A 19,959-nucleotide genomic window follows, 5' to 3' on the forward strand; every position below is an offset into this window, starting at 1 on the left:
TCTCTTGGGCGACCCGCATTTTTTTGACACTCACTCGTCGGGCATTGAGGTGTTAGCAACAAGGGTGCCAGCTCCATCGCCTCATTTAACAAAAGCCCTTTCCAGACATCTCGCTCCCTTGCAGGAGCTGGCTTGCCAGCGAAGACGGCGTCACGACCACCATCGATTCGCCGGTAAACCAGCGCCCCCAGGATCGTGCTGTGGCCTATATGGTTCTTCGCCAGTCCTTCAGGTTACGAACAAGTACGCTTCCACATCCATGCCGGCATCGCGCATTTGCGCCAGCTTGTAGCGCAGGGTTCGCGGGCTGATCCCCAGGCGTTCAGCCGCTTCTTTGCGCCGGCCACGCTCAGCGCGCAGGGTATCGATGATCATCTGGAATTCACGACGACGCAGATCATCACCCAGGGCGCCGGCCGACTCGGACTCGCTCTCTGCGATGTGAACGGGGGCCGATGACGCGACCGGTAACGGGGCGCAGGCCACCGCTCCGACCAGACAGAAATCCTGCGGCTGAATCAATCCGCACTGTTGAAGAATCAGTGCACGCTGGATCGCGTTGTCCAGCTCCCGCACGTTCCCCGGCCACGGATAGCCGATCAGGCACGCCTGGGCCTCGGGCGACAGGCGCGCGGGTGCATGCTTCATTTTATTGACGTGTTTGGCCAGCAGGCGCTCGGCCAGCGGCAGGATGTCGGCGGTGCGCTCACGCAACGGGCGCCAGGCCAACGGAAATACCGAGAGACGATAGAACAGGTCTTCGCGGAAGCGACCGGCCGCGACCTCTGCCGCCAAATCGCGATTGGTCGTCGCAACCACACGGATATCCAGGCTGATCGGCTTGCGCGCCCCCACCCTTTCAACTTCACGCTCCTGAAGCACCCGCAACAGCTTGGCCTGAAGCCCCAGGGGCATCTCGGAAATTTCATCGAGCAGCAGCGTGCCGCCTTCCGCCTGCTCGAACTTGCCCGCCTGGGCGGCGATGGCGCCCGTGAAGGAACCCTTCTCATGGCCGAACAATGTGGCCTCGAGCATGCTGTCCGGAATCGCGGCGCAGTTGATCGCCACAAACGGCTGATCAGCTCGATGGGAATGCCGATGAATGTAACGCGCCAGCACTTCCTTGCCGGTTCCCGACTCACCGGAAATCAGCACCGTGGAATCGCTGCGCGCCACTCGTCCTGCCAGCTCCAGCAGCTGGGCGCTGGCCGGTTCGAATGCGATCGGCCCCTCACTGTCGGCCGGACCAGGACTGCCCAAGGCGTGACGCGTCACCAGATCGAGCAACGCCTTGGGCTCGAACGGCTTGACCAGATAATCCGCCGCCCCCTGACGCATCGCATCGACTGCACGCTCCACCGCTCCGTGCGCCGTCATCAACAACACCGGCAGTTGCGGCTGGCGCGCCCGCAGCAAGCCAAGCAATTGATGCCCGTCCATGCCCGGCATGTTGACGTCGCTGAGCACCAGGCTGAAAGCCTCGCTCCCCACCGCAGTCAGCGCCTCTTCCGCCGAGCCCACGGCCTTGTAATCGTGCCCCGCGAGCAGCAGCGTATCCGCCAGCGCTTCGCGCAAGGCGCGGTCGTCCTCGACCAATAAAACCTTGATGGACATACTTGTCACTCCGCTCCCTGAGTGCCGATGAACAACGGCAGAATCACTTGCGCACACGTACCGCGACCGAGTCGCGAACGCAGCTGCAATTCCCCTTGATGCGCACGCGCCACGGCTTTGACCACGGTCAGACCAAGGCCCGTGCCAGTGGGTTTAGTGGTGAAAAATGGCTCACCCAATCGCGCCAGCACGGCATCGTCGATACCACTACCGCTGTCGCTGACACACAGGCGCAGGTGATTGCCGCGGGTATAGAGATGGACTTTCAGGCACAGATCGCCGGCGCTGGCCTGAATGGCGTTTTCGATCAGGTTGAGGATCGCTCCGACCAGGGTGTCGCGATTGCACAGCAACTCCCCCGCATGGCTGTCGCACTGCCAGCGAATCGGCAAATCCTGCACATGCGTCAACGCTGCGGCCTGCAGCGATTGCATCAACTGGCCCGGCGTCACGCGGTCAGTCAGCGGCAGTTCACCGCGAGCGAACACCAACATGTCACGCACCTGATGCTCCAACTCGTGCAAGCGCTCCTTGAGGCGCCCGGCAAAACGCTGCTGGGTCGCGACCGGCAACGCCTGCTCGGTCAGATGGCTGGCGTACAGCAGCGCCGCCGACAACGGGGTGCGAATCTGGTGAGCCAGGGAAGCGACCATGCGGCCGAGGGAAGACAGTCGTTCGTGGCGGGCCAGTTGATCTTGCAGGTGACGGGTTTCGGTCAGGTCGTTGAGCAGCACCAACTGACCGGGCTCGGCATCCAGCGAACGCGTGGCGATCGACAGGCGCCGACCATCCTTGAGAGAGACTTCATGGCCATCGTCTTTGCGCGGCGCAAAGCAGCGGGCGATGACATGGCGCCACAACTCGCCTTCGAGCGGCAGACCAAGCAACTCGCACGCCGCCGGATTCGCTTCGCGCACGATGCCCTGGGCATCAATGACAATGACGCCGCCCGGCAACAGATCAAGAAGGTTTTGCAGACGATTGGCCAAGCGTTCTTTTTCGGCCAGCTCCTGCATGCGCTGAGCGCTGACCACCGCCAACTCGCCCTTGAGCTCGGTGACTCGGGCTTCAAGCATGCTGTAGGAATCGGTCAATTGGCTCGACATCTGATTGAACAGCGTCAAGGTCTGCTCAAGACCCAACCGGCTCGCCTGCTCTACGGACGACGATTGCCCCAAGGCAACAGGAACAGGAGACATCTGGGCGGCTTGGGGCATTGTGTTTTCTCGCTTGGCTGACCGTCAGTTAAACGGAACGTTGCGAGGGACTTAGCAATACCCGTGCCTAAAAAAAACCGCTTGAAAATGAATGAGTTGAAAAACAGGCGTCAATCATCCGCCTGTTCATCTCCATCACGACGGCTCATGCCGTACTTGCGCATCTTCTCCACCAGCGTGGTGCGCCGGATACGCAGCCGCTCAGCCGCACGCGCCACGATGCCATTGGCATCATCGAGCGCCTGCTGAATCAGCCCTTGCTCCAGCCCGCCAAGATAATCCTTGAGGTCCAGACCTTCCGGCGGCAACAGGGCGCTGGCGGCGAAATCCTGAGTATGACCGTTGATGGCTACGCGCTCTTCCAGATCGCTGCGCAGGCTGTCGACCATCTGCTCGTCTTCATCGTCGACGTAGCGGAATTTCTTCGGCAACTCGACCACGCCGATGACGCCATACGGATGCATGATCGCCATGCGCTCCACCAGGTTGGCCAGTTCGCGGACGTTGCCCGGCCAGCCATGTCGGCACAGCGACATGATGGCGGCGGAGTTGAAACGGATCGAACCGCGCTTCTCGTGCTCCATGCGCGAGATCAATTCGTTCATCAGCAGCGGAATGTCTTCGACGCGCTCACGCAGCGGCGCCATCTCGATCGGGAACACGTTCAGGCGGTAGTACAAGTCTTCGCGGAAGGAGCCGATCTCGATCATGCTTTCGAGATTCTTGTGGGTGGCCGCGATGATGCGCACATCGACGCTCTGGGTCTTGTTGCTGCCCACGCGCTCGAAGGTGCGCTCCTGCAACACGCGCAGCAGCTTGACCTGCATCGGCAGCGGCATGTCGCCGATTTCATCGAGGAACAGGGTGCCGCCATTGGCCAGCTCAAAACGCCCGGCACGGCTGGTGATCGCTCCGGTGAACGCGCCCTTCTCGTGACCGAACAATTCGCTTTCCAGCAGCTCTGCCGGAATAGCCCCGCAGTTGACCGGTACGAACGGCGCTTCGCGGCGCTTGGAGTGGTAGTGCAGGTTACGCGCAACCACTTCCTTGCCAGTCCCGGACTCACCGAGGATCAGCACGCTGGCGTCGGTATCCGCGACTTGCTGCATCATCTGACGGACGTGCTGAATCGCCCGGCTGGTGCCGACAAGACTACGGAACAGATTGGGTTCACGGTGACGACCGCGCTCACGGGCCTGGTCGTACATCTCGCGATAGACCTGGGCACGGTGCAGCGAATCGAGCAGTTTGCTGTAGCTGGGTGGCATTTCGAGGGTCGAAAGCACGCGGCGACGCTGGTCTTCAGGCAGGTCAATGGAAGAATTATCGCCCATTAACAAAACCGGAAGGAACTCATCCCAGGTTGCGAGTGTCTTTAACAGGCCCGGAAGTGCACCAGGAGCGTTAACCGTCCCGATAAGGACACAGATGACTTCACGACTTGATGACAAAGAGCCGACAGCCTGCTGCCAGTCATGGCTGCCGCAGGGTAAATTTTCTTCACCAAGAAAATTTAAAATCACCGCCAGGTCGCGGCGGCGGACGCTATCGTCATCAATCAGCAGAATTTTGGTTTCACGCCACATGCAATAGCAACTTCCCTAGTCAACTCAATGCCCAAAATGCTGGGGCAAGCTAAACGCTTGCAGGCCTGATATGCCTGAAGACGACTGAAATCTGGAACCAGCCACTAGTTAAGTCAAAAAACCGTGCACAGTCAAATTTATGGCGCGCTTGTTTGGATTAACCGGGGATTATTTAACCAAACAGATGGTAAACCTTTGCCGCGCTCTTCGCTTGGTTGATCTGCGACATCTCATCGACTATCGCCTGACGCTCACCCATCGTCGCCGTCAATAAATCCTTGTACACCGCCAACAACCCCTCCAGATTGCTGCGCACAGCGTCTTCATCAACCGGCGCTTCGCTGAGCACCTCATCAACGCATTCCCGACAGGCCGCATCCAGTTCACCGATGGCGTCCCAATTGCGCGCTGCCAGGGCGTCGACCAAGGCTTCACGGGTTTGTTCGATCCGTTGGAGTGCTTGACTCATGACGTCATCCTCGGCCGTCAGGCCTGTGGGTTGCCAATCGCATCCCAGCCGCTTTTCAGGGTTTCGAGCAAACCTGATATTTCGTCGATGATTGCTGCGTTGTTATCGCGATTGGCTTCCATCAAACGCGTCATCATGTAGGCATACAAATTGTCGAGCTGTTGCAGCGATGCCGGGTCTTCAGTCTTTTCCGGGTTCAACCCATCGCGCAGGCCGATGATGATGTCTACGGCCTTACCCATCATCAACCCCTTGAGTGCGATGTCGCCACGCTCCATGGCACCCTTGGCCTGGGCCATGCGATCCAGCCCGCCCTCCATCAACAGTTGCACAAGGCGATGGGGGTTGGCTTCAGAGATCTGGGCATGGGAATTGACCTTCTGGTATTGGCGAAGGGCTCTCATGGGGTTCATGTTTCTACCTCGTGACAGACAACAACTGAAAAAGGATTGCTCTGATCGTTATGTCGACTGAGCGACAGATAACTTTAACCCGGAGTCGTCACCAAAGAAAAAACCCAGGCACTGTCATTGCAGATTGTCTGGGTTTTTTATGCCTGGTCCGGATCAGTCCGACTTCGGATTGTTCAGCGCATTGAGCGTGGTCATGATGCTGTCGCTCTGGGCTCGCAGCCTGGCCACCAGAGAGTCCATCGCCGAGTATTTAGCGCTCAAGCTCGCTTGCAGGCTGCTCATCCGCGCATCAAGGGAGTCTTGCTGCTTTTTCAGATCGTTCAGGCTATCACTCAGGCTCGTTGAACGTGCTGCAAAAACACCGGTATTTTTCTGCGCAAAGCTGTCGGTAGCAGACTTCATGCGCGCAAGCAAACCGGTATCGCCAGAAAAGATCCCGTTGATATCGGCGGCGTTGGTAAGGGCCGCTGCACCGAATACTTTATCGTCGATCGAAAGCAATCCGGTCTTCTGGTCAGTCTGAACACCGAACTGAGCGAGGGACTTCAACTGCCCGGTGCCGCCCATGGCGTTCAACTCATTACGTACCGACGACAGCAACGAGCGCAGAGATGCGTCTCCCGTAAGAGCGCCCGTCGTCAACGAACCATCAGCATTGGTGGTGACTTGAGTCTCGGAGCTGGCAGCCTTGATCAGCGCGTTGTAGGTATCAACAAACCCCTTGACCGAAGACTTCAGCGTCGTTGTGTCGGCTGCCACTGTGATCGTGGTTGGCGTCACCGCACCGCCGCCGGACGGAGTCGGAGAAACCCCCGTCAACTTTAGAGTAATCCCGCTTACCGCATCGGCAACGGTATTGCTCTTGGATTCCATCGCCACGCCATCGAGTTTGTAAATTGCGTTCTGAGGCGTTGCGAGAATCGAGGTGCCGGTTTCCAAGCCGGAGTTACCCACCAGAGTGAGATTCGAACCGACACCGGTTTTGCTGGAAGTCAGCACCATGCGAGAACCGTTGGCATCGGTCAGAATGTTGGCGCTCAAGCCCTTGTTCGCGTATTGGGAGTTGATCGAATCGCGCACCTGCTGCAGGGTCGCGCCAGCAGGAATGCTGACGTCGAAAGTGTCGCTGCCCTGTTTGATGCTCAGGGTTGCCGGCACCGAACCAGCATTGACCACCGAAGAAGCGCCGCCGGCATAGACCTTGGTGGAGATTTTCGAAGCCGTCGCCAATTGGGTGACCAGCAGCGAGAAATTGCCCGCCGCCGCACCGTTACCCGTGGTCACGGTGGCGACTTTTTCATCCGAGGATGAACCGCTCAACCCGCTGAAACTGGAGGCGGTCTTCATGTTATCCAACGCGCCACGGAAGGCATCCAGCGCCGCCTGGATTTTACCGATAGACGACAGCGAGGTGGTTGCTTTCAGCGTCTGGTTGTTGATCTGCGTCTGCTTCGGCGCTCTTTCTGAGTCAACCAAAGACTTCACGATCGCCTGGGTATCGATGTTCGAACCAATACCACTAACCGATGTACCCGCCATCATCTAACTCCTAGTTCAGTAGCTACTGCTTTCTTGACGAAGAGCGCCTCGAACGCAGACAGCAACAAAATTCATGCCAGTTCAGACTTTGTCGTCAAACAACAAACTACTGGCGTCCGACAGGCTCTGGGCCAGTTTCAGTGCAGTTTCCGAAGGGATCTGTCGAATCACGTCACCGGTTTCGGTGGCGATGACCTTGACCACGACCCGGCCGGTGGAATCATCGATGGAAAAATCCAGTTTGCGCTGGGCAGCCTGGACGAACTCCTGAATATCGGTCACGGCCTTTTCCAGCTCATCGCGCTTGAGCTCGGAGCCCGACGACGCAACGGCTTCAGCCTTAGCCTGCTCCTGTTTGGCGGTCGCACTAGGCGCTGCGCTCTGCGGCGCAACGGCAGGATAAGACAGGTTCAACTTGACGCTCATGTCCATGCTAAATCTCCTTTTCATGGAAAAGACGAAAGGGCACGTAAACGCGCCCTTCCGTCAGTCACCAAGCGCTGGAATTACTGAAGCAGCTTCAGTACAGCGGATGGCAATTGGTTAGCCTGGGACAGGATCGCGGTGGAAGCCTGTTGCAGGGTTTGTTGCTTGGTCAGCTGAGCAGTTTCTGCTGCGAAGTCAACGTCCTGGATTACACCACGAGCGGCAGTGGAGTTGTCCGAGATGCTACGCAGGTTCGACACGGTGCTGTCGAAACGGTTTTGTACGGCACCGAGATCTGCACGCTGGGAGTCGATGTTGGCGATTGCCTGGGTGATCACATCAACAGCGTTTTGCGCGGTGGCAGCGGTGGTTACGTCAGTGTTGCTGACGGTGGTAAGGGTCGAGGCAGCAGTTTGAACCGCACCGAGTGCGAACAGACCATCTACACCAGTACCGCTCATCGAATAGCTGTTGGTGGAGTTCAGCGATACTGCACCAGTCACCTGTACTGCGGCTGGGCCAGCGGCAACAGCGGAACCGTACGCACCAGCACCGTCTTTAGCTGCAACCGTGATACCAGCGACGGCACCGACATCGCCGATACCCATAGTGATGTTTTCGCCGATATCGGATTTGACTTCCAGGATATCGGTCGAGGCGTTGTAGTTAACGCTGATGCCCAACTTGGCGGCGTTGGATTTTAGTTGGTCAGCCAAACCAGCAGTTGTGGTGACACCAACCATGTTGACAGCGGTGCCGGTGCCCACTTGGATGCTGAAGTTGGCGCTGGATGGTGCAGCAGAAGCGAGAATCGCAGCAGTGTCAACCGTGAACTTGGCTTCAGTGCTGGCGGTAGCCGACAGACCACCGATAGCACCATTGAGCTGAGAAGCCGTTTTCTGTGCAGACTGGCCGGTGACGGTGGTGAAGCTAGCGGTTTGGCCACCACCGGTAACAGTGACGGCACCACCAGTTGGCACCATTGCGGCTATTGTCGATGGCGCGATGGCCACGCTTTTCAGCTGCTGCGAACCAACTTTGTTAGCAGATACGTTACCCAGGCTCATGTTGATGGTCTGGTTAGCGTTGGCGCCCACTTGGAAAGCAGTAGTACCAAACGAACCGTCCAGCAGGTTACGACCACCGAAAGTAGTGGTGGTAGCAATACGGGTCAGTTCAGCGGTCAGAGCCGAGTACTCAGCGTTGTTCGACTTACGGTCTTCGGCGCTTGGCGAGCCGTTGGCGGAAGCCAGGGCCAGGGTACGCATTTTTTGCAGGATGTTGGTGGATTCCTGCATCGCGCCTTCAGCCGTTTGCGCGATGGAGATACCGTCACCGGCGTTCTTGATGGCAGTGCCCAGGCCGTTGATCTGGCTGGTCAGACGGTTGGAAATTTGCAGGCCAGCGGCGTCGTCTTTAGCGCTGTTGATACGCAGGCCGGAGGACAGGCGCTGCATCGAAGTCTGCAGGTTGCCGGAAGCTTTGTTCAGGTTGTTCTGAACGGTCAAGGAAGCAAGGTTGGTGTTTACTGTTAAAGCCATGACGAAATCCTCGTTGGATGGATACTTCGGCTTCCGGCCCTGACATCCGTCGGGTTTGGCCTAGAGAACCTACGTAATAGTTATCGTCGTGAGATGGCTTTGCTTGAGGGGTTTTTTGCAAATTTTTAGTGGCAGCGTGCCAGCCCTTTATATTCAAGGCTTTAGAGCCAGAAAGTCGGCGCCAGTAAAACGCAAAACGCCCGGACGTTTAAATGTCCGGGCGTTTTTTTGCGTCGATTCAGTCGATCAACCGCGATAGAGAATTGCCGAGCCCCATGACAGGCCTACGCCGAAGCCGCTGATGGCCACGCGCGTCCACTTGGAATCGAACACGTGGTTCTGCAACAGCAGCGGAATACTCGACGAAACCGTGTTGCCGGTTTCGAGCATGTCCTTGATGAACTTCTCAGGCTCACCCTCTTCGAAGCGGCGTGCCACGGCATCGACGATGGCCGCGCTGCCCTGGTGGATGCAGAAGGCATCGATGTCGCTGGCCTGCAAATTCGACTCATCCAGCAGTTCATGCAAATGCGCCGGGACTTTCAACAAGGCAAAGTTGAACACCTGGCGGCCATTCATGAAGAACACGCCGTCGCTGACCTTCAAGTGTGGTGCGCCGGCCCCGTCAGTGCCGAACTTCGATTTACCCAGCTGCCAGACCGCGTTTTCACCCATCCAGGTCGCAGTGGCAGCATCGCCGAACAGCATGGTGGTGTTGCGGTCTTCCGGGTCAACGATCTTCGAATACGGGTCGGCGGTGATCAGCAGGCCGTTTTTCAGCCCTGCCGCTTCCATGAAGCCTTTGATCGCATAGATGCCGTAGACGTAACCCGAACAGCCCAGGGAAATATCGAACGCGGCAACATGGGTCGGCAAACCCAGTTTGTCCTGAACGATTGCAGCGGTGTGCGGCAACCCTTCTTCATCACCGTTCTGGGTGACGACGATCAGGCAGTCAATGGCTTCACGCTTGAGCTCGGGACTGGCGGCGAACAGCGCTTTGGCGGCTTCGACACACAGATCGGATGTTTCCTGATCGGCACCCATGCGCGGCAGAAATGCCGAACCGATCTTGCCAAGGATGAAGGTTTCATCCTTGTCGAACTTTGCACCCTGGGCGTAATTATCAATCCCGGCTGCCGGCACGTAACTCGCTATATTTTTTATGCCAATCATTATGGCTTCCCAATAATAAACAGCTGAACATCGCCGCTCGCTGAATCGAGGGCGTCTACAGTCAGGGTCTGGCCCCCAGAAGAGGCAACGTCGGGGCTCAAACAAACACCTTGGACAGCCCCGCCACCTTCACCGCCCGCAGACAGGATACAGTGAAGATGCGCGTTTTGACTGACGGGTCACTCAGAGATCGCTGCTTTATTTGATTTTGTGGTCCGGATTACGCCCCGCACTGCTTTGCACGCCCCTGAAAAAAATGCAAAAAAAAGCCAGCCCCCGATTACAGGGGCTGGCTTTGATCGATCAAGACTGACTTAAAGTTTGTTGAACAGGCTCAGCTGGGAGACTTTCGCAAATGCCAGTTGCGCGGCCTGCAGCATGGTCTGCTGCAAGGTCAGACGGGTCAGCACTTCGGCTGGATCGGCATTCTTGATCGAGTTACTCGTCGATTCGTTGATCAGACTGGTACTGGTGTTCTGGTCAGTCTGCATGTCCATCACATTGCCACGGGCACCAATCGCGCCGCGCGCCAGGTCAACCTGGTTCTTACCGTTGTTAAGGTTGGCAATGGACGACGCTATCGTGTCCTCGAGAAAACGCTGTGCAGACGGGTTACCCTGGGTCGGAGTGTCAAGCGCCGAACGCAGCTGGCTGATGGTATCCAGCACATTCTGAGTCTGGTGGGTATTGACCGCTATATCGAACTGATCACCTGCCGCTGGAGTCGGCGGCGTGCCTCCAAGGGTGAAGCTAACCCCGGCCGCCGTTGCCACGCCTGCCGTTACGGTGCCCGTGGTGACCGGCGTACTGCTGCTGGTCATTGGTCGCGCGTACAGTTCAAAGGCCCCAGGCCCCGTGAACTTCAACACGGCCCCACCTTCAGGAAAGAAGCTCTTGTAATCGGCGGCATTGCTCACCGAAGCCTGGGAAATGATTGCCGTCGAATTGTTGCTCGGGGAGCGGTTGGAAACAAAGCTGTCGGGTTTGGCCGTTAATTTGAAGTTGTGACCGGCGATGACCGCATCAGCACTGGCCGCGTCAGCAGGGTTGTCACCCGCCTGAAACGTAATATCCAGCTTGAACGTCACACCCCGAAAATTGATGTCGGAGCCACCCTTGGTGTTTGGATCGAACTTACCGCCCTGGGTGGACTCAGCGGTCACGTCGTTACCCAAAGCATCCTTGATCGAATATTGAGTACTACTGGTGAACGACAAGGTGTATGGCTCGCCGCTACGGAAACTTGAATCGAAGGCAGGCCCCGAGCTCACCAGACCTGGCGACAAGGCTACGCGTCCGTCATCGACAGGCGGCGCCGTCATGGTAGTGGAACTGCGCGCAGCGTTGATCGCCTGCTGAAAAACGTCCCAACCGGTATCGTTCAGACCCAGCTTCATCGAATCGCCGATCTTCAGTTCCAACTGAGTCTGGTCACCCTGATAGCTGTAGGTGCCGTCGCTATTGCGCACGAACGGCTGAGTGTTGTTGCTGGCGCCGGAAAAAATGAATTTACCATTGGCGTCCTTGCTGTTCATCAGACTCAGCAGTTGTTCTTCGGACTGCTTTAGCTCGGCGGCAATGGATTTACGGTCATCGTCGTTCAACGAACCACCACCGGCACGCACAGCCAATTCGCTGACTTTCTGCAGCACGTTATTGATGCTGTCCAGTACGCTTTCTTCTTGTGCCTGTGCGGTGTTCAACGCGCTGATGTTGGTTGTGTACTGACCCAACATGGCCTTTTGCTGTTCGAGTTGCAGCAAGCGGGCCGCACCGACCGGATCATCCGCTGCTGTCTCGAGCTTGACGCCGCTACTGGCCTGCTCGGCAGTCTTCATTACGTTGTTGAGGTTGCGAGAATAGTTCGCAGCCGTCGTGGCGTAATACTGTGCTGTAGAAATGCGCATGTTCTACGGCTCCTTAAAGGGCATTGATCAGAGTGCTGAAAATTTCCTGCGCAGTCTTGATGATCTGCGAAGAGGCCGTGTAGTACTGCTGGTATTTGGTCAGGTTGCCTGCCTCTTCATCGAGGTCGACACCGGAGAGCGAGTCACGGGCGTTGCGTGCCCCGGTCAGGATGGTGTCGGTGGCCGTGCCATCCAGTTGAGCCTGCTTGGTCTGGGAGCCGACGCTCGATACCAGTCCACCATAAGCCTCGGTAAAACTCACGCCAGGACTGGTGGCAGTAGCACCCACCGTCGCCTTGGTCTGCAATCCCAGCAGCGACTGGGCATTACGGTTGTCGGTGCTGCCCGCCGCTGTCATGGCAATGTTGAAACTGTCGCCTGAAGCGGGGCTACCACTGACGGTCATCCCCACATTGAAGGTTTTGGCATTGCCACCGGCATCGGTGTAAGGCACAGCGATACTCAGGTCGTTATTCTGGCCTGGCACGATGTTGCCGGTGCCGATTCTGTTGCCCTTGGAATCGAACACTTCGTAGGCGGTGGCGCTGGTCATCAGCATGCGCACGGGCATTGATGCCTTGACCGCCGTCTGCACTTCCAGGCGCTGGACCGGATCGTAGATATCCAGGGTGGTGGTCAGGTCCGGCTGGCTGACAGCACCGGTGCCGTCATTGCCCGACGCCTTCGTGGAGGTCAGAGGAGCGGCGGTGGCCAGGGTTTTGGCGTCAGTCATGACCGTCGTCATGTCCGCAGCGCCACTGCGGGTCGGGGTAATCTTGAAAGAGTCCCCGACGGCGACCGAACCGCTGTTCAGGCTCAGGCTGAAACCATCGATGACCGGATCGGCCGCAGGAGGCGTGGCGAAGGCGAAGTTACCCATGTCGGTGTTATCCGACAGTCGACGCACGTTGTAGCCCGCAGCAGTGACCGTCACTTGATAGTCACTGGCTTGCAGCTTGCTGGTGTCTTTGATGGTGACATTCAGGTTGCCGGACGCCGGATTGTTGTTGGCGTTGGCAATGCTGCGCTGACTGATGGCCGTCGCGCTGTTGATGTTGTTGAACAGCGCCGCACCGAAATTGCCGTTCTGATCCAGGCCTTGACCCAGTTGTTTATTGACTTGATCGGCCACGACCATGGCAATACGCCCCAGGTCGTTGACGGCAGGCGTCAGCACTTCGCTGCGATAGCGCAACAACCCACCCATCTGGCCACCGCTCATCACGCTGGTGATGTCGATCGACGAACTGCCACGGTCCATGATGATCGATGAGCGAGTCGGGTCGGTCGGATCGGTCGCCACGCGCAATTTGTTGACGGTGTCGCCGACCACCAGCGGCTGGCCGCTGCCCAGGTAAATATCCTTCCGACCATCGGTTTCAGTGACCTGGGTGCCGACCAGTTCGTTGAGTTGACGGATGGCTTCATTACGCTGGTCCAGCAGTTCGTTGGGGGTACCACCCGAACTACTGACTTCACCGATTTTCTTGTTGTAGGCGGCGACGGTCGACGCCAGCTTGTTGACCTGATCGGCCATCGAGCCCAACTGATCGTTGATATAGGTGCCCTGCTGCTTCAATTGCTGGGACATGGCATTGAAGCGGCTGCTCAAGCCTTGGGCATTGGTCAGCAGAGCCTGGCGCGAAGCATTGTCGTTCGAGTTGCCGGACAAGGTTTGCAGCGACGAGAAGAACGACTGCAACGTCTTGGTAATGCCCGTGCCGCTGTCTGACAACAGCTTGTCAATTTGCGTGGCCTGGCCAAGATAGGCCTGCGCATCGCCATTGAGCGAAGTGGTGGTTTGCAGTTGCGCGTCAAGGTAGCTGTTGTACACCCGGCGCACATCCGCCAGGGTCGTACCGGTGCCGATGAACACATTGCCATGCTGAATAGAGCTTTTGGTGCCCTGAACAGTTTGCTGGCGCGAGTACCCGATGGTATCGACGTTGGAAATGTTATTACCGGTAGTCACCAACGATGCGTGGCTAGCGGACAAACCCGACATTCCGATGTTGAGCAAACTCATGGTTCAAACCTTATAAATTCGTTGAAACGCCCGCCGCAGCGTAGTTTTGATAACTCGTCATCTGCCTGGCTATCTGCGAAATCTTGCTTGCGTAGTCCGGGTCGGTTGCGTAACCGGCCTTTTGCAACTCGCGTACAAACTGTTCTGGGTTATCGGCCGACTTCACGACTTCTTGATAACGATTGTTGCTCTGCAACAACGTCACCAGGTCATGGAAACTGTCCTTGTAGGAATCATAGGAACGGAACTGCGCCGTCTCCTTGACCATCTCGCCATTCCTGAATTCGCTGGTGATGGCCCGTGCCGAGTTGCCCTGCCAACTGCTGCCGGCCTTGATGCCGAACAGGTTGTGGCTGCTGCTGCCGTCCTGAGCACGCATGACCGACTTGCCCCAGCCGGTTTCGAGGGCGGCCTGGGCCACCAGGTAACGTGGATCGACGCCGATGCGGGCGGCGGCTTCCTTGGCCATCGGCAACATGGTGTTGACGAATTGATCGGAGGAACTGAAGGCTTTCTTCGCTGGCGCCAGCGGAATCTGCGCCATGGCGCGACCGTAAATCTGCATGCCGCCGCTGGAGGCTTGCTGCGCGTTGGCCAGCCAGTCGCCGTTGTACAACGGACCGGTACCGGTGGTGGTCGTGCGCTGCGGCAATGGGGTTGCGCTGACCGATGCAGCGGTGGTCGTTGCCGAAGGCACCAGCCCCGCGAGCAAGCGGTCGGCCAGTTTTGGCGGCAGCGCCAGACGTCGCTGATTGATCAGCGCCATGTCATTGCGATGGGCGCCCTCGCCTGCTTCCTGCGGCGCATGCACCGAGCGCGAAGCCCACAACGGACGCTGACCATTGACCCGCGACAGTGGCCCGTTGAGCGCGACCGTACCGGCGGCCACCGGCGTTTGCACCGCTGCTTTCGCCGCCTCTTGCTTGGCAGCCGATGCGGCGGCGGCCTCGCCCGGGGCCATGGGTTTGTCCTTCGACATCTGACGCATCAGCACGTCCGCCAGACCGATACCGCCGCCTTCACGGGACATCGAAACGGCCAGCTGCTGGTCGTACATTTCCTGATACTGCTTGGCGGCTGGCGTGTTGAGCGGATTGTCCTGCCCCAGCGCTTCGGTCGCCGAGCGCATGGACTTGAGCATTTCTCCGAGGAACAGCGATTCAAACTCCTGCGCCACTTTGCGCAGGTTGCCGTCGCTGTTCTTGTCGCCGACCTTGAGCTGGTTCAGTCGATTAAGGTCCGAGTAGGAACCCGAATCGCTGCTGCTGACCAGACCGCTCTTGCGCATATCCATGAACGCCGTCCTCAGATCACGATCAGGTCGGCTTGCAACGCGCCGGCCTGTTTCAGGGCTTCGAGGATGGCCATCAAGTCACCCGGCGCCGCGCCGACCTGGTTCACCGCACGCACGATTTCGTCGAGGGTGGTGCCCGGGCCGAACTTGAACATCGGCTTGGCTTCCTGCTGAGCGTTGACCTTCGAACGCGGCACCACCGCCGTGGTGCCATTGGACAGTGGGCCGGGCTGGCTGACGATCGGGTCTTCGGTGATGGTCACGGTCAGGCTGCCGTGGGTCACGGCGGCCGGAGACACCTTGACGTTCTGGCCGATCACGATGGTGCCGGTACGGGAGTTGATGATGACTTTCGCCACTGCCTGGCCCGGATCGATTTCGAGGTTTTCCAGGATCGACAGATAGTCGACCCGCTGGCTCGGATCGAGCGGCGCCGAGACACGCACCGAACCACCATCGATGGCCTGGGCCACGCCAGGGCCGAGCATGTCATTGACCTTGTCGACGATGCGCTTGGCCGTGGTGAAGTCGGAACGATTGAGGTTCAAGGTCAGGCTGTTGCCCTGATTGAAACCGCTCGGAACCGCACGCTCCACCGATGCACCGCCCGGGATGCGACCGGCCGACGGAACGTTGACGGTGATCTTCGAACCGTCGCGACCTTCCGCGTCGAAACCGCCAACCACCAGGTTGCCTTGAGCCACCGCATACACGTTGCCGTCGATACCCTTGAGCGGCGTCAGCAGCAAGGTGCCACCGCGCAGGCTCTTGGAGTTACCGATGGACGAAACGGTGATATCGACTTGCTGACCCGGCTTGGCGAACGGCGGCAGATCGGCACTGATCGACACCGCCGCGACGTTCTTCAACTGCACGTTGCCCGAACCCGGCGGCACCTTGATGCCGAACTGCGAGAGCATGTTGTTGAAGGTCTGCAGGGTGAACGGGGTTTGTGTCGTCTGGTCACCGGTGCCGTTAAGCCCGACCACCAGGCCGTAACCGATCAATTGGTTGGAGCGCACGCCGGAAATACTGGCGATGTCCTTCAGGCGCTCGGCTTGAGCATTGAAGGCTGCGGACAGCATCAGGGCGGCCACCATGAGGTGTTTTAGATTCAACGTAGCCACCTAGAAAGGGAACAGCGGGCTGAGGAAGAAACGGTCGAACCAGCCTGGCTGACTCGCATCGGCAAACGAACCGGTGCCCGAATAGGTGATGCGCGCATCGGCGACACGGGTCGACGACACGGTGTTGTCGGTGGCGATGTCATCGGCACGAACGAGACCGGCAATCCGCACCAGTTCGTCGCCAGTGTTGAGCGTCATCCACTTCTCGCCGCGTACGGCGATGATGCCGTTGGGCAACACATCGGCCACGGTCACGGTGATCGAACCGGTCAGGGTGTTGCCCTGCGCGGCCTTGCTGTCGCCCTTGGTGGCGCGTTCGCCGCTGTAGCCGACGTCGAGACTCAGGTCGCCGCTGCCGATTGGATCGTTGGTGCTCAAGCCACCGCCAAAGAACGAGGTCAGGCCGATATCGGCCTTGCTGTTCTTGCCGATCTGCGAGTTGGCGTTTTTGCTGGCCTGGGTTTTTTCGTTCAGCGTAATGGTGATGATGTCGCCCACCCGGTACGCCTTGCGGTCGCTGTACAGGTTCTGTTCAAAACCGGCCTGATAGATCGAGCCATTGTTCGCCGCAGACGGCAACGGCGTGCGCGGCAACACCGGAGCGTAATAAGGGTCATTGGGCTTGGGCGGCACAGGCACGCAGCCTGCGAGCGCGGTGATCCCACTCAGTGCCAGAACAAATGCATAGCGATTCATGACCCTACCTCACGGTGTTGCAGGCGACCTCATGGCCGCCTCATAGACTTGATTACAGATTCTGCGTTACGAACGAGAGCATCTGGTCGGCGGTGGAGATCACCTTGGAGTTCATCTCGTAGGCACGTTGAGTGGTGATCATGTTGACCATCTCTTCAACGGTGCTGACGTTGGACGTTTCCAGGGTGTTCTGCAGCGTGGTACCGAAACCGGCCAGGCCCGGGGTGCCGACTTGCGGCGCGCCACTGGCGGCGGTTTCCAGGAACAGGTTGTTACCCACCGCCTGCAGGCCGGCCGGGTTGATGAAGTCGGCGGTTTGCAGGTTGCCGATCACCTGGGACGCAGCGTTGCCAGGCACGGTGACGGACACGGTACCGTCACGGCCGACCGTGAAGGTCTGAGCATCGTTCGGAATGACAATCGCCGGCTCCAGGGCAAAACCGCTGGCGTTGACGATCTGGCCGTTGGAGTCCAGGTGGAACGTGCCGTCACGGGTGTAGGACGTGGTGCCGTCCGGTTGCAGGATCTGGAAGAAACCACGGCCGTCGATGGCCATGTCCAGCGGCTGCTCGGTGGTTTGCAGGCTGCCGGCGGTGAAGTTTTTCTGGGTGCCGACAATGCGCACACCGGTACCCAGTTGCAGACCCGACGGCAGTTCGCTGTCCTGGGTCGACTGGGCGCCAGGCTGACGCTTGATCTGGTAGAGCAAGTCTTGGAACTCGGCGCGGTCACGTTTGAAACCCGTGGTCGACACGTTGGCCAGGTTGTTGGAAATGGTAGTCAGGTTGGTGTCCTGGGCGGACAGACCTGTTTTGGCAACCCATAGAGCCGGAAGCATTCGATTCTCCTCGTGCGCCTGTTTTACGGCGCGACGTTCTGGTAATTAGCTGATCTGCAAGACCCGAGCCATGGCCTGGTCATCGTCTTTGGCGGTGTTCATCATCTTGATGTGCAGTTCGAACTGCTTGGCCAGCGCCAGCACCGAGGTCATCTCTTCCACGGCATTGACGTTGCTCGATTCGAGGAACCCGGACACCAGTTTGACGTTGGCATCGGCTTGCGCCGGCTGCCCGTCCCTGGTGTGGATCGAACCGTCCAGGCCTTTGGTCATGTTCTTGAAGTCCGGATTGACCAGCTTGATGCGGTCGACTTCGGCCATCACGCGAGGACCTTCGCCCATCGCGCGAATACTGATGGTGCCGTCCTCGCCCACTTCGATCTGCTGCTCGGGCGGCACGGCAATCGGCCCGCCATTGCCCATCACCGGCATGCCGTTGCCGGCACGCAGCACGCCCAGCGCGTCAATGTTCAGGCTGCCGGTGCGCACGTAGCTTTCGCCGCCGTCAGGATTCTGTACGGCAATCCAGCCATCGCCTTGCACGGCAACGTCGAGGTCGCGGCCGGTTTCTACCAGCGAACCAGGGGAGAAATCGGTGGCCGGGCGTTCGGACAAGGCAAACGCACGCGCCGGAAAGCTGTCACCGAACACCGGCATCGAACGCGCCTGCTCCAGGTCTTTCTGGAAGCCGTTGGTGGAGATGTTCGCGAGGTTGTTGGCATGCGCCTTTTGCGCCAGTGCATTCTGGCTGGCGCCGGTCATTGCCACATAAAGGTACTTGTCCACAATCTTTCCTCTGCATGCCGGACGGTTGCCGCCCACCGCTGTGTTGCGCTGGTTGTAGCAATTTGCAGACCAACTTGCGCGCAGCGGCTCAAACCCCCTTTAAACACGGGGCTTGAGGCTCATCAGAGGGGAATTGAACAATGTATCGAAGACGAAAAACCGGCGCGCTTGTGCCGCTTGGCGGCAACGCCGGGAAAACCCGGCTACCAGCCTTTCACACCGCTCATGTCGGGCAGTTTGTGGGCAATGCCTTTATGGCAGTCGATGCAGGTCGCCTGGCCGCTGGCCAATGAAGTGGAGTGCATATTGGCGGCGCGCTTGCCCTGGCGGGTGAAGTCCATGAACTCGAAGTTGTGACAGTTGCGACACTCTCGGGAATCGTTGGCCTTGAGCCGCGCCCACTCGTGTTCGGCCAGCTCCCGGCGCATGCCCAGGAACTTGTCCCGGGTGCTGATCGTTCCGAACAGCTTGCCCCAGACTTCCTTGGAAGCCTGCATCTTGCGTGCGATCTTGTGCGTCCACTCGTGGGGGACGTGGCAGTCCGGGCACGTGGCGCGTACGCCCGAGCGGTTGGAGTAGTGAATGGTTTCCTGCAATTCGACAAACACGTTGTCGCGCATTTCATGGCAGGACGTGCAGAACTTCTCGGTGTTGGTCGCTTCCAGCGCGGTGTTGAACCCACCCCAGAAAATCACCCCGGCGATAAACCCGCCGAGCGTCAGAAAGCCCAGGCTGTAATGCACGCTGGGCCGACGCAGTACGCTCCAATAATCCTTGAGCAAGGCAAGCAAAGATTTCATGGCCTCTCCTCAAGGTTTCGGCTGACGGTTGATTTCGTCTTGCAACACCTGATCGATGTTCTTGAAGCTGTTGTTCACCAGTGGCTTCACATCTTTCTGCGGCACATGACACTGGTTGCAGAAGTACCGGCGCGGCGACACCGCCGCCAACGCCTGGCCGTCACGGTCCATGTAGTGCGTGATGCTGATCATCGGCGCCTGGGTGCGCGCACTGTTGCCGCGACTGTGGCAGGTCAGGCACTTGTTGCTGTTCATGTCGATGCCATACCCGCGAATGCTGTGGGGAATGGTCGGCGGTTGCTCGGGATAATTACGTTCACGCTTGAGGTCCTTGTTCTCGTCTTCCGCGATGGGTGGAGCGGGCAGCTCCTGAGTCAAGGTCCCGCCGACCCGACGACCATCCGGTGCAGGCGCATCCAGTGGGTAACCGGGCTCTGCCGCAAATGCCAAGGGCACCCACACCAGCAGAGCGGCAAGCAGGGACAGCGAACGATAATTCATGAA

The 19,959-nt window shown here is 58.7% G+C and carries 18 protein-coding genes; all 18 read right to left on the reverse strand.

Annotation, left to right across the window (positions count from 1 at the left end):
- Positions 1-228: 228 nt before the first annotated feature.
- Positions 229-1,614, reverse strand: coding sequence for a sigma-54 dependent transcriptional regulator (locus tag CKW15_RS11335; RefSeq protein ID WP_095152127.1), 1,386 nt, complete (start codon positions 1,612-1,614; stop codon positions 229-231).
- A gap of 5 nt (positions 1,615-1,619) precedes the next feature.
- Entirely contained in the window at positions 1,620-2,813 is a 1,194-nt protein-coding gene (locus CKW15_RS11340; RefSeq protein ID WP_177450568.1) for a PAS domain-containing sensor histidine kinase, read from the reverse strand.
- A 128-nt stretch (positions 2,814-2,941) separates the two neighbouring features.
- The gene (locus tag CKW15_RS11345) at positions 2,942-4,417 is read right to left on the reverse strand and encodes a sigma-54 dependent transcriptional regulator (protein ID WP_095059012.1); all 1,476 of its coding nucleotides are present in this window, start codon (positions 4,415-4,417) and stop codon (positions 2,942-2,944) included.
- A gap of 172 nt (positions 4,418-4,589) precedes the next feature.
- A complete protein-coding gene (gene fliT / locus CKW15_RS11350) occupies positions 4,590-4,886 on the reverse strand; it encodes a flagellar protein FliT (protein WP_095152129.1) in 297 nt (98 codons plus the stop codon).
- 17 nt (positions 4,887-4,903) lie between these two features.
- Positions 4,904-5,299: a flagellar export chaperone FliS gene (fliS, locus tag CKW15_RS11355; protein WP_095152130.1), complete on the reverse strand. Its 396-nt coding sequence runs from the start codon at positions 5,297-5,299 to the stop codon at positions 4,904-4,906.
- A gap of 153 nt (positions 5,300-5,452) precedes the next feature.
- On the reverse strand, positions 5,453-6,838 hold the full coding sequence (gene fliD, locus CKW15_RS11360; RefSeq protein ID WP_095152131.1) for a flagellar filament capping protein FliD: 1,386 nt from the start codon (positions 6,836-6,838) through the stop codon (positions 5,453-5,455).
- A gap of 81 nt (positions 6,839-6,919) precedes the next feature.
- Positions 6,920-7,270: a flagellar protein FlaG gene (locus CKW15_RS11365; protein WP_095152132.1), complete on the reverse strand. Its 351-nt coding sequence runs from the start codon at positions 7,268-7,270 to the stop codon at positions 6,920-6,922.
- A gap of 74 nt (positions 7,271-7,344) precedes the next feature.
- Entirely contained in the window at positions 7,345-8,805 is a 1,461-nt protein-coding gene (locus tag CKW15_RS11370) for a flagellin (protein WP_095152133.1), read from the reverse strand.
- Positions 8,806-9,051: 246 nt separating this feature from the next.
- Positions 9,052-9,981 (reverse strand): ketoacyl-ACP synthase III, encoded by a 930-nt coding sequence (locus CKW15_RS11375; RefSeq protein ID WP_095152134.1) that lies wholly within the window; start codon positions 9,979-9,981, stop codon positions 9,052-9,054.
- Positions 9,982-10,295: 314 nt separating this feature from the next.
- Entirely contained in the window at positions 10,296-11,888 is a 1,593-nt protein-coding gene (locus CKW15_RS11380) for a flagellar hook-associated protein 3 (RefSeq protein WP_095152135.1), read from the reverse strand.
- A 13-nt stretch (positions 11,889-11,901) separates the two neighbouring features.
- Entirely contained in the window at positions 11,902-13,914 is a 2,013-nt protein-coding gene (gene flgK, locus CKW15_RS11385) for a flagellar hook-associated protein FlgK (protein ID WP_095152136.1), read from the reverse strand.
- Between the two features lie 10 nt (positions 13,915-13,924).
- Complete coding sequence (gene flgJ / locus CKW15_RS11390; RefSeq protein ID WP_095152137.1) at positions 13,925-15,208, reverse strand: flagellar assembly peptidoglycan hydrolase FlgJ; 1,284 nt, start codon at positions 15,206-15,208, stop codon at positions 13,925-13,927.
- A gap of 11 nt (positions 15,209-15,219) precedes the next feature.
- Entirely contained in the window at positions 15,220-16,308 is a 1,089-nt protein-coding gene (locus CKW15_RS11395) for a flagellar basal body P-ring protein FlgI (protein WP_095059002.1), read from the reverse strand.
- 27 nt (positions 16,309-16,335) lie between these two features.
- The gene (gene flgH, locus CKW15_RS11400; protein WP_095059001.1) at positions 16,336-17,031 is read right to left on the reverse strand and encodes a flagellar basal body L-ring protein FlgH; all 696 of its coding nucleotides are present in this window, start codon (positions 17,029-17,031) and stop codon (positions 16,336-16,338) included.
- 52 nt (positions 17,032-17,083) lie between these two features.
- Positions 17,084-17,869: a flagellar basal-body rod protein FlgG gene (flgG, locus tag CKW15_RS11405; protein WP_053156553.1), complete on the reverse strand. Its 786-nt coding sequence runs from the start codon at positions 17,867-17,869 to the stop codon at positions 17,084-17,086.
- A gap of 45 nt (positions 17,870-17,914) precedes the next feature.
- The gene (locus CKW15_RS11410) at positions 17,915-18,655 is read right to left on the reverse strand and encodes a flagellar basal body rod protein FlgF (RefSeq protein ID WP_095059000.1); all 741 of its coding nucleotides are present in this window, start codon (positions 18,653-18,655) and stop codon (positions 17,915-17,917) included.
- A 203-nt stretch (positions 18,656-18,858) separates the two neighbouring features.
- Entirely contained in the window at positions 18,859-19,455 is a 597-nt protein-coding gene (locus CKW15_RS11415; RefSeq protein ID WP_095058999.1) for a cytochrome c3 family protein, read from the reverse strand.
- 9 nt (positions 19,456-19,464) lie between these two features.
- Positions 19,465-19,956: a nitrate reductase cytochrome c-type subunit gene (locus CKW15_RS11420; RefSeq protein ID WP_095058998.1), complete on the reverse strand. Its 492-nt coding sequence runs from the start codon at positions 19,954-19,956 to the stop codon at positions 19,465-19,467.
- Positions 19,957-19,959: the final 3 nt, after the last annotated feature.

This window comes from Pseudomonas sp. Irchel s3b5 (genome assembly GCF_900187435.1).
Taxonomy (GTDB): Bacteria; Pseudomonadota; Gammaproteobacteria; order Pseudomonadales; family Pseudomonadaceae; genus Aquipseudomonas.

Bases quoted from the DNA above. Each gene is read 5' to 3' on its own strand.
- CKW15_RS11335 (WP_095152127.1), bottom strand. From the start codon at position 1,614: ATGTCCATCAAGGTTTTATTGGTCGAGGACGACCGCGCCTTGCGCGAA.
- CKW15_RS11340 (WP_177450568.1), bottom strand. From the start codon at position 2,813: ATGTCTCCTGTTCCTGTTGCCTTGGGGCAATCGTCGTCCGTAGAGCAG.
- CKW15_RS11345 (WP_095059012.1), bottom strand. From the start codon at position 4,417: ATGTGGCGTGAAACCAAAATTCTGCTGATTGATGACGATAGCGTCCGC.
- fliT (WP_095152129.1), bottom strand. From the start codon at position 4,886: ATGAGTCAAGCACTCCAACGGATCGAACAAACCCGTGAAGCCTTGGTC.
- fliS (WP_095152130.1), bottom strand. From the start codon at position 5,299: ATGAACCCCATGAGAGCCCTTCGCCAATACCAGAAGGTCAATTCCCAT.
- fliD (WP_095152131.1), bottom strand. From the start codon at position 6,838: ATGGCGGGTACATCGGTTAGTGGTATTGGTTCGAACATCGATACCCAG.
- CKW15_RS11365 (WP_095152132.1), bottom strand. From the start codon at position 7,270: ATGGACATGAGCGTCAAGTTGAACCTGTCTTATCCTGCCGTTGCGCCG.
- CKW15_RS11370 (WP_095152133.1), bottom strand. From the start codon at position 8,805: ATGGCTTTAACAGTAAACACCAACCTTGCTTCCTTGACCGTTCAGAAC.
- CKW15_RS11375 (WP_095152134.1), bottom strand. From the start codon at position 9,981: ATGATTGGCATAAAAAATATAGCGAGTTACGTGCCGGCAGCCGGGATT.
- CKW15_RS11380 (WP_095152135.1), bottom strand. From the start codon at position 11,888: ATGCGCATTTCTACAGCACAGTATTACGCCACGACGGCTGCGAACTAT.
- flgK (WP_095152136.1), bottom strand. From the start codon at position 13,914: ATGAGTTTGCTCAACATCGGAATGTCGGGTTTGTCCGCTAGCCACGCA.
- flgJ (WP_095152137.1), bottom strand. From the start codon at position 15,208: ATGGATATGCGCAAGAGCGGTCTGGTCAGCAGCAGCGATTCGGGTTCC.
- CKW15_RS11395 (WP_095059002.1), bottom strand. From the start codon at position 16,308: ATGGTGGCCGCCCTGATGCTGTCCGCAGCCTTCAATGCTCAAGCCGAG.
- flgH (WP_095059001.1), bottom strand. From the start codon at position 17,031: ATGAATCGCTATGCATTTGTTCTGGCACTGAGTGGGATCACCGCGCTC.
- flgG (WP_053156553.1), bottom strand. From the start codon at position 17,869: ATGCTTCCGGCTCTATGGGTTGCCAAAACAGGTCTGTCCGCCCAGGAC.
- CKW15_RS11415 (WP_095058999.1), bottom strand. From the start codon at position 19,455: ATGAAATCTTTGCTTGCCTTGCTCAAGGATTATTGGAGCGTACTGCGT.
- CKW15_RS11420 (WP_095058998.1), bottom strand. From the start codon at position 19,956: ATGAATTATCGTTCGCTGTCCCTGCTTGCCGCTCTGCTGGTGTGGGTG.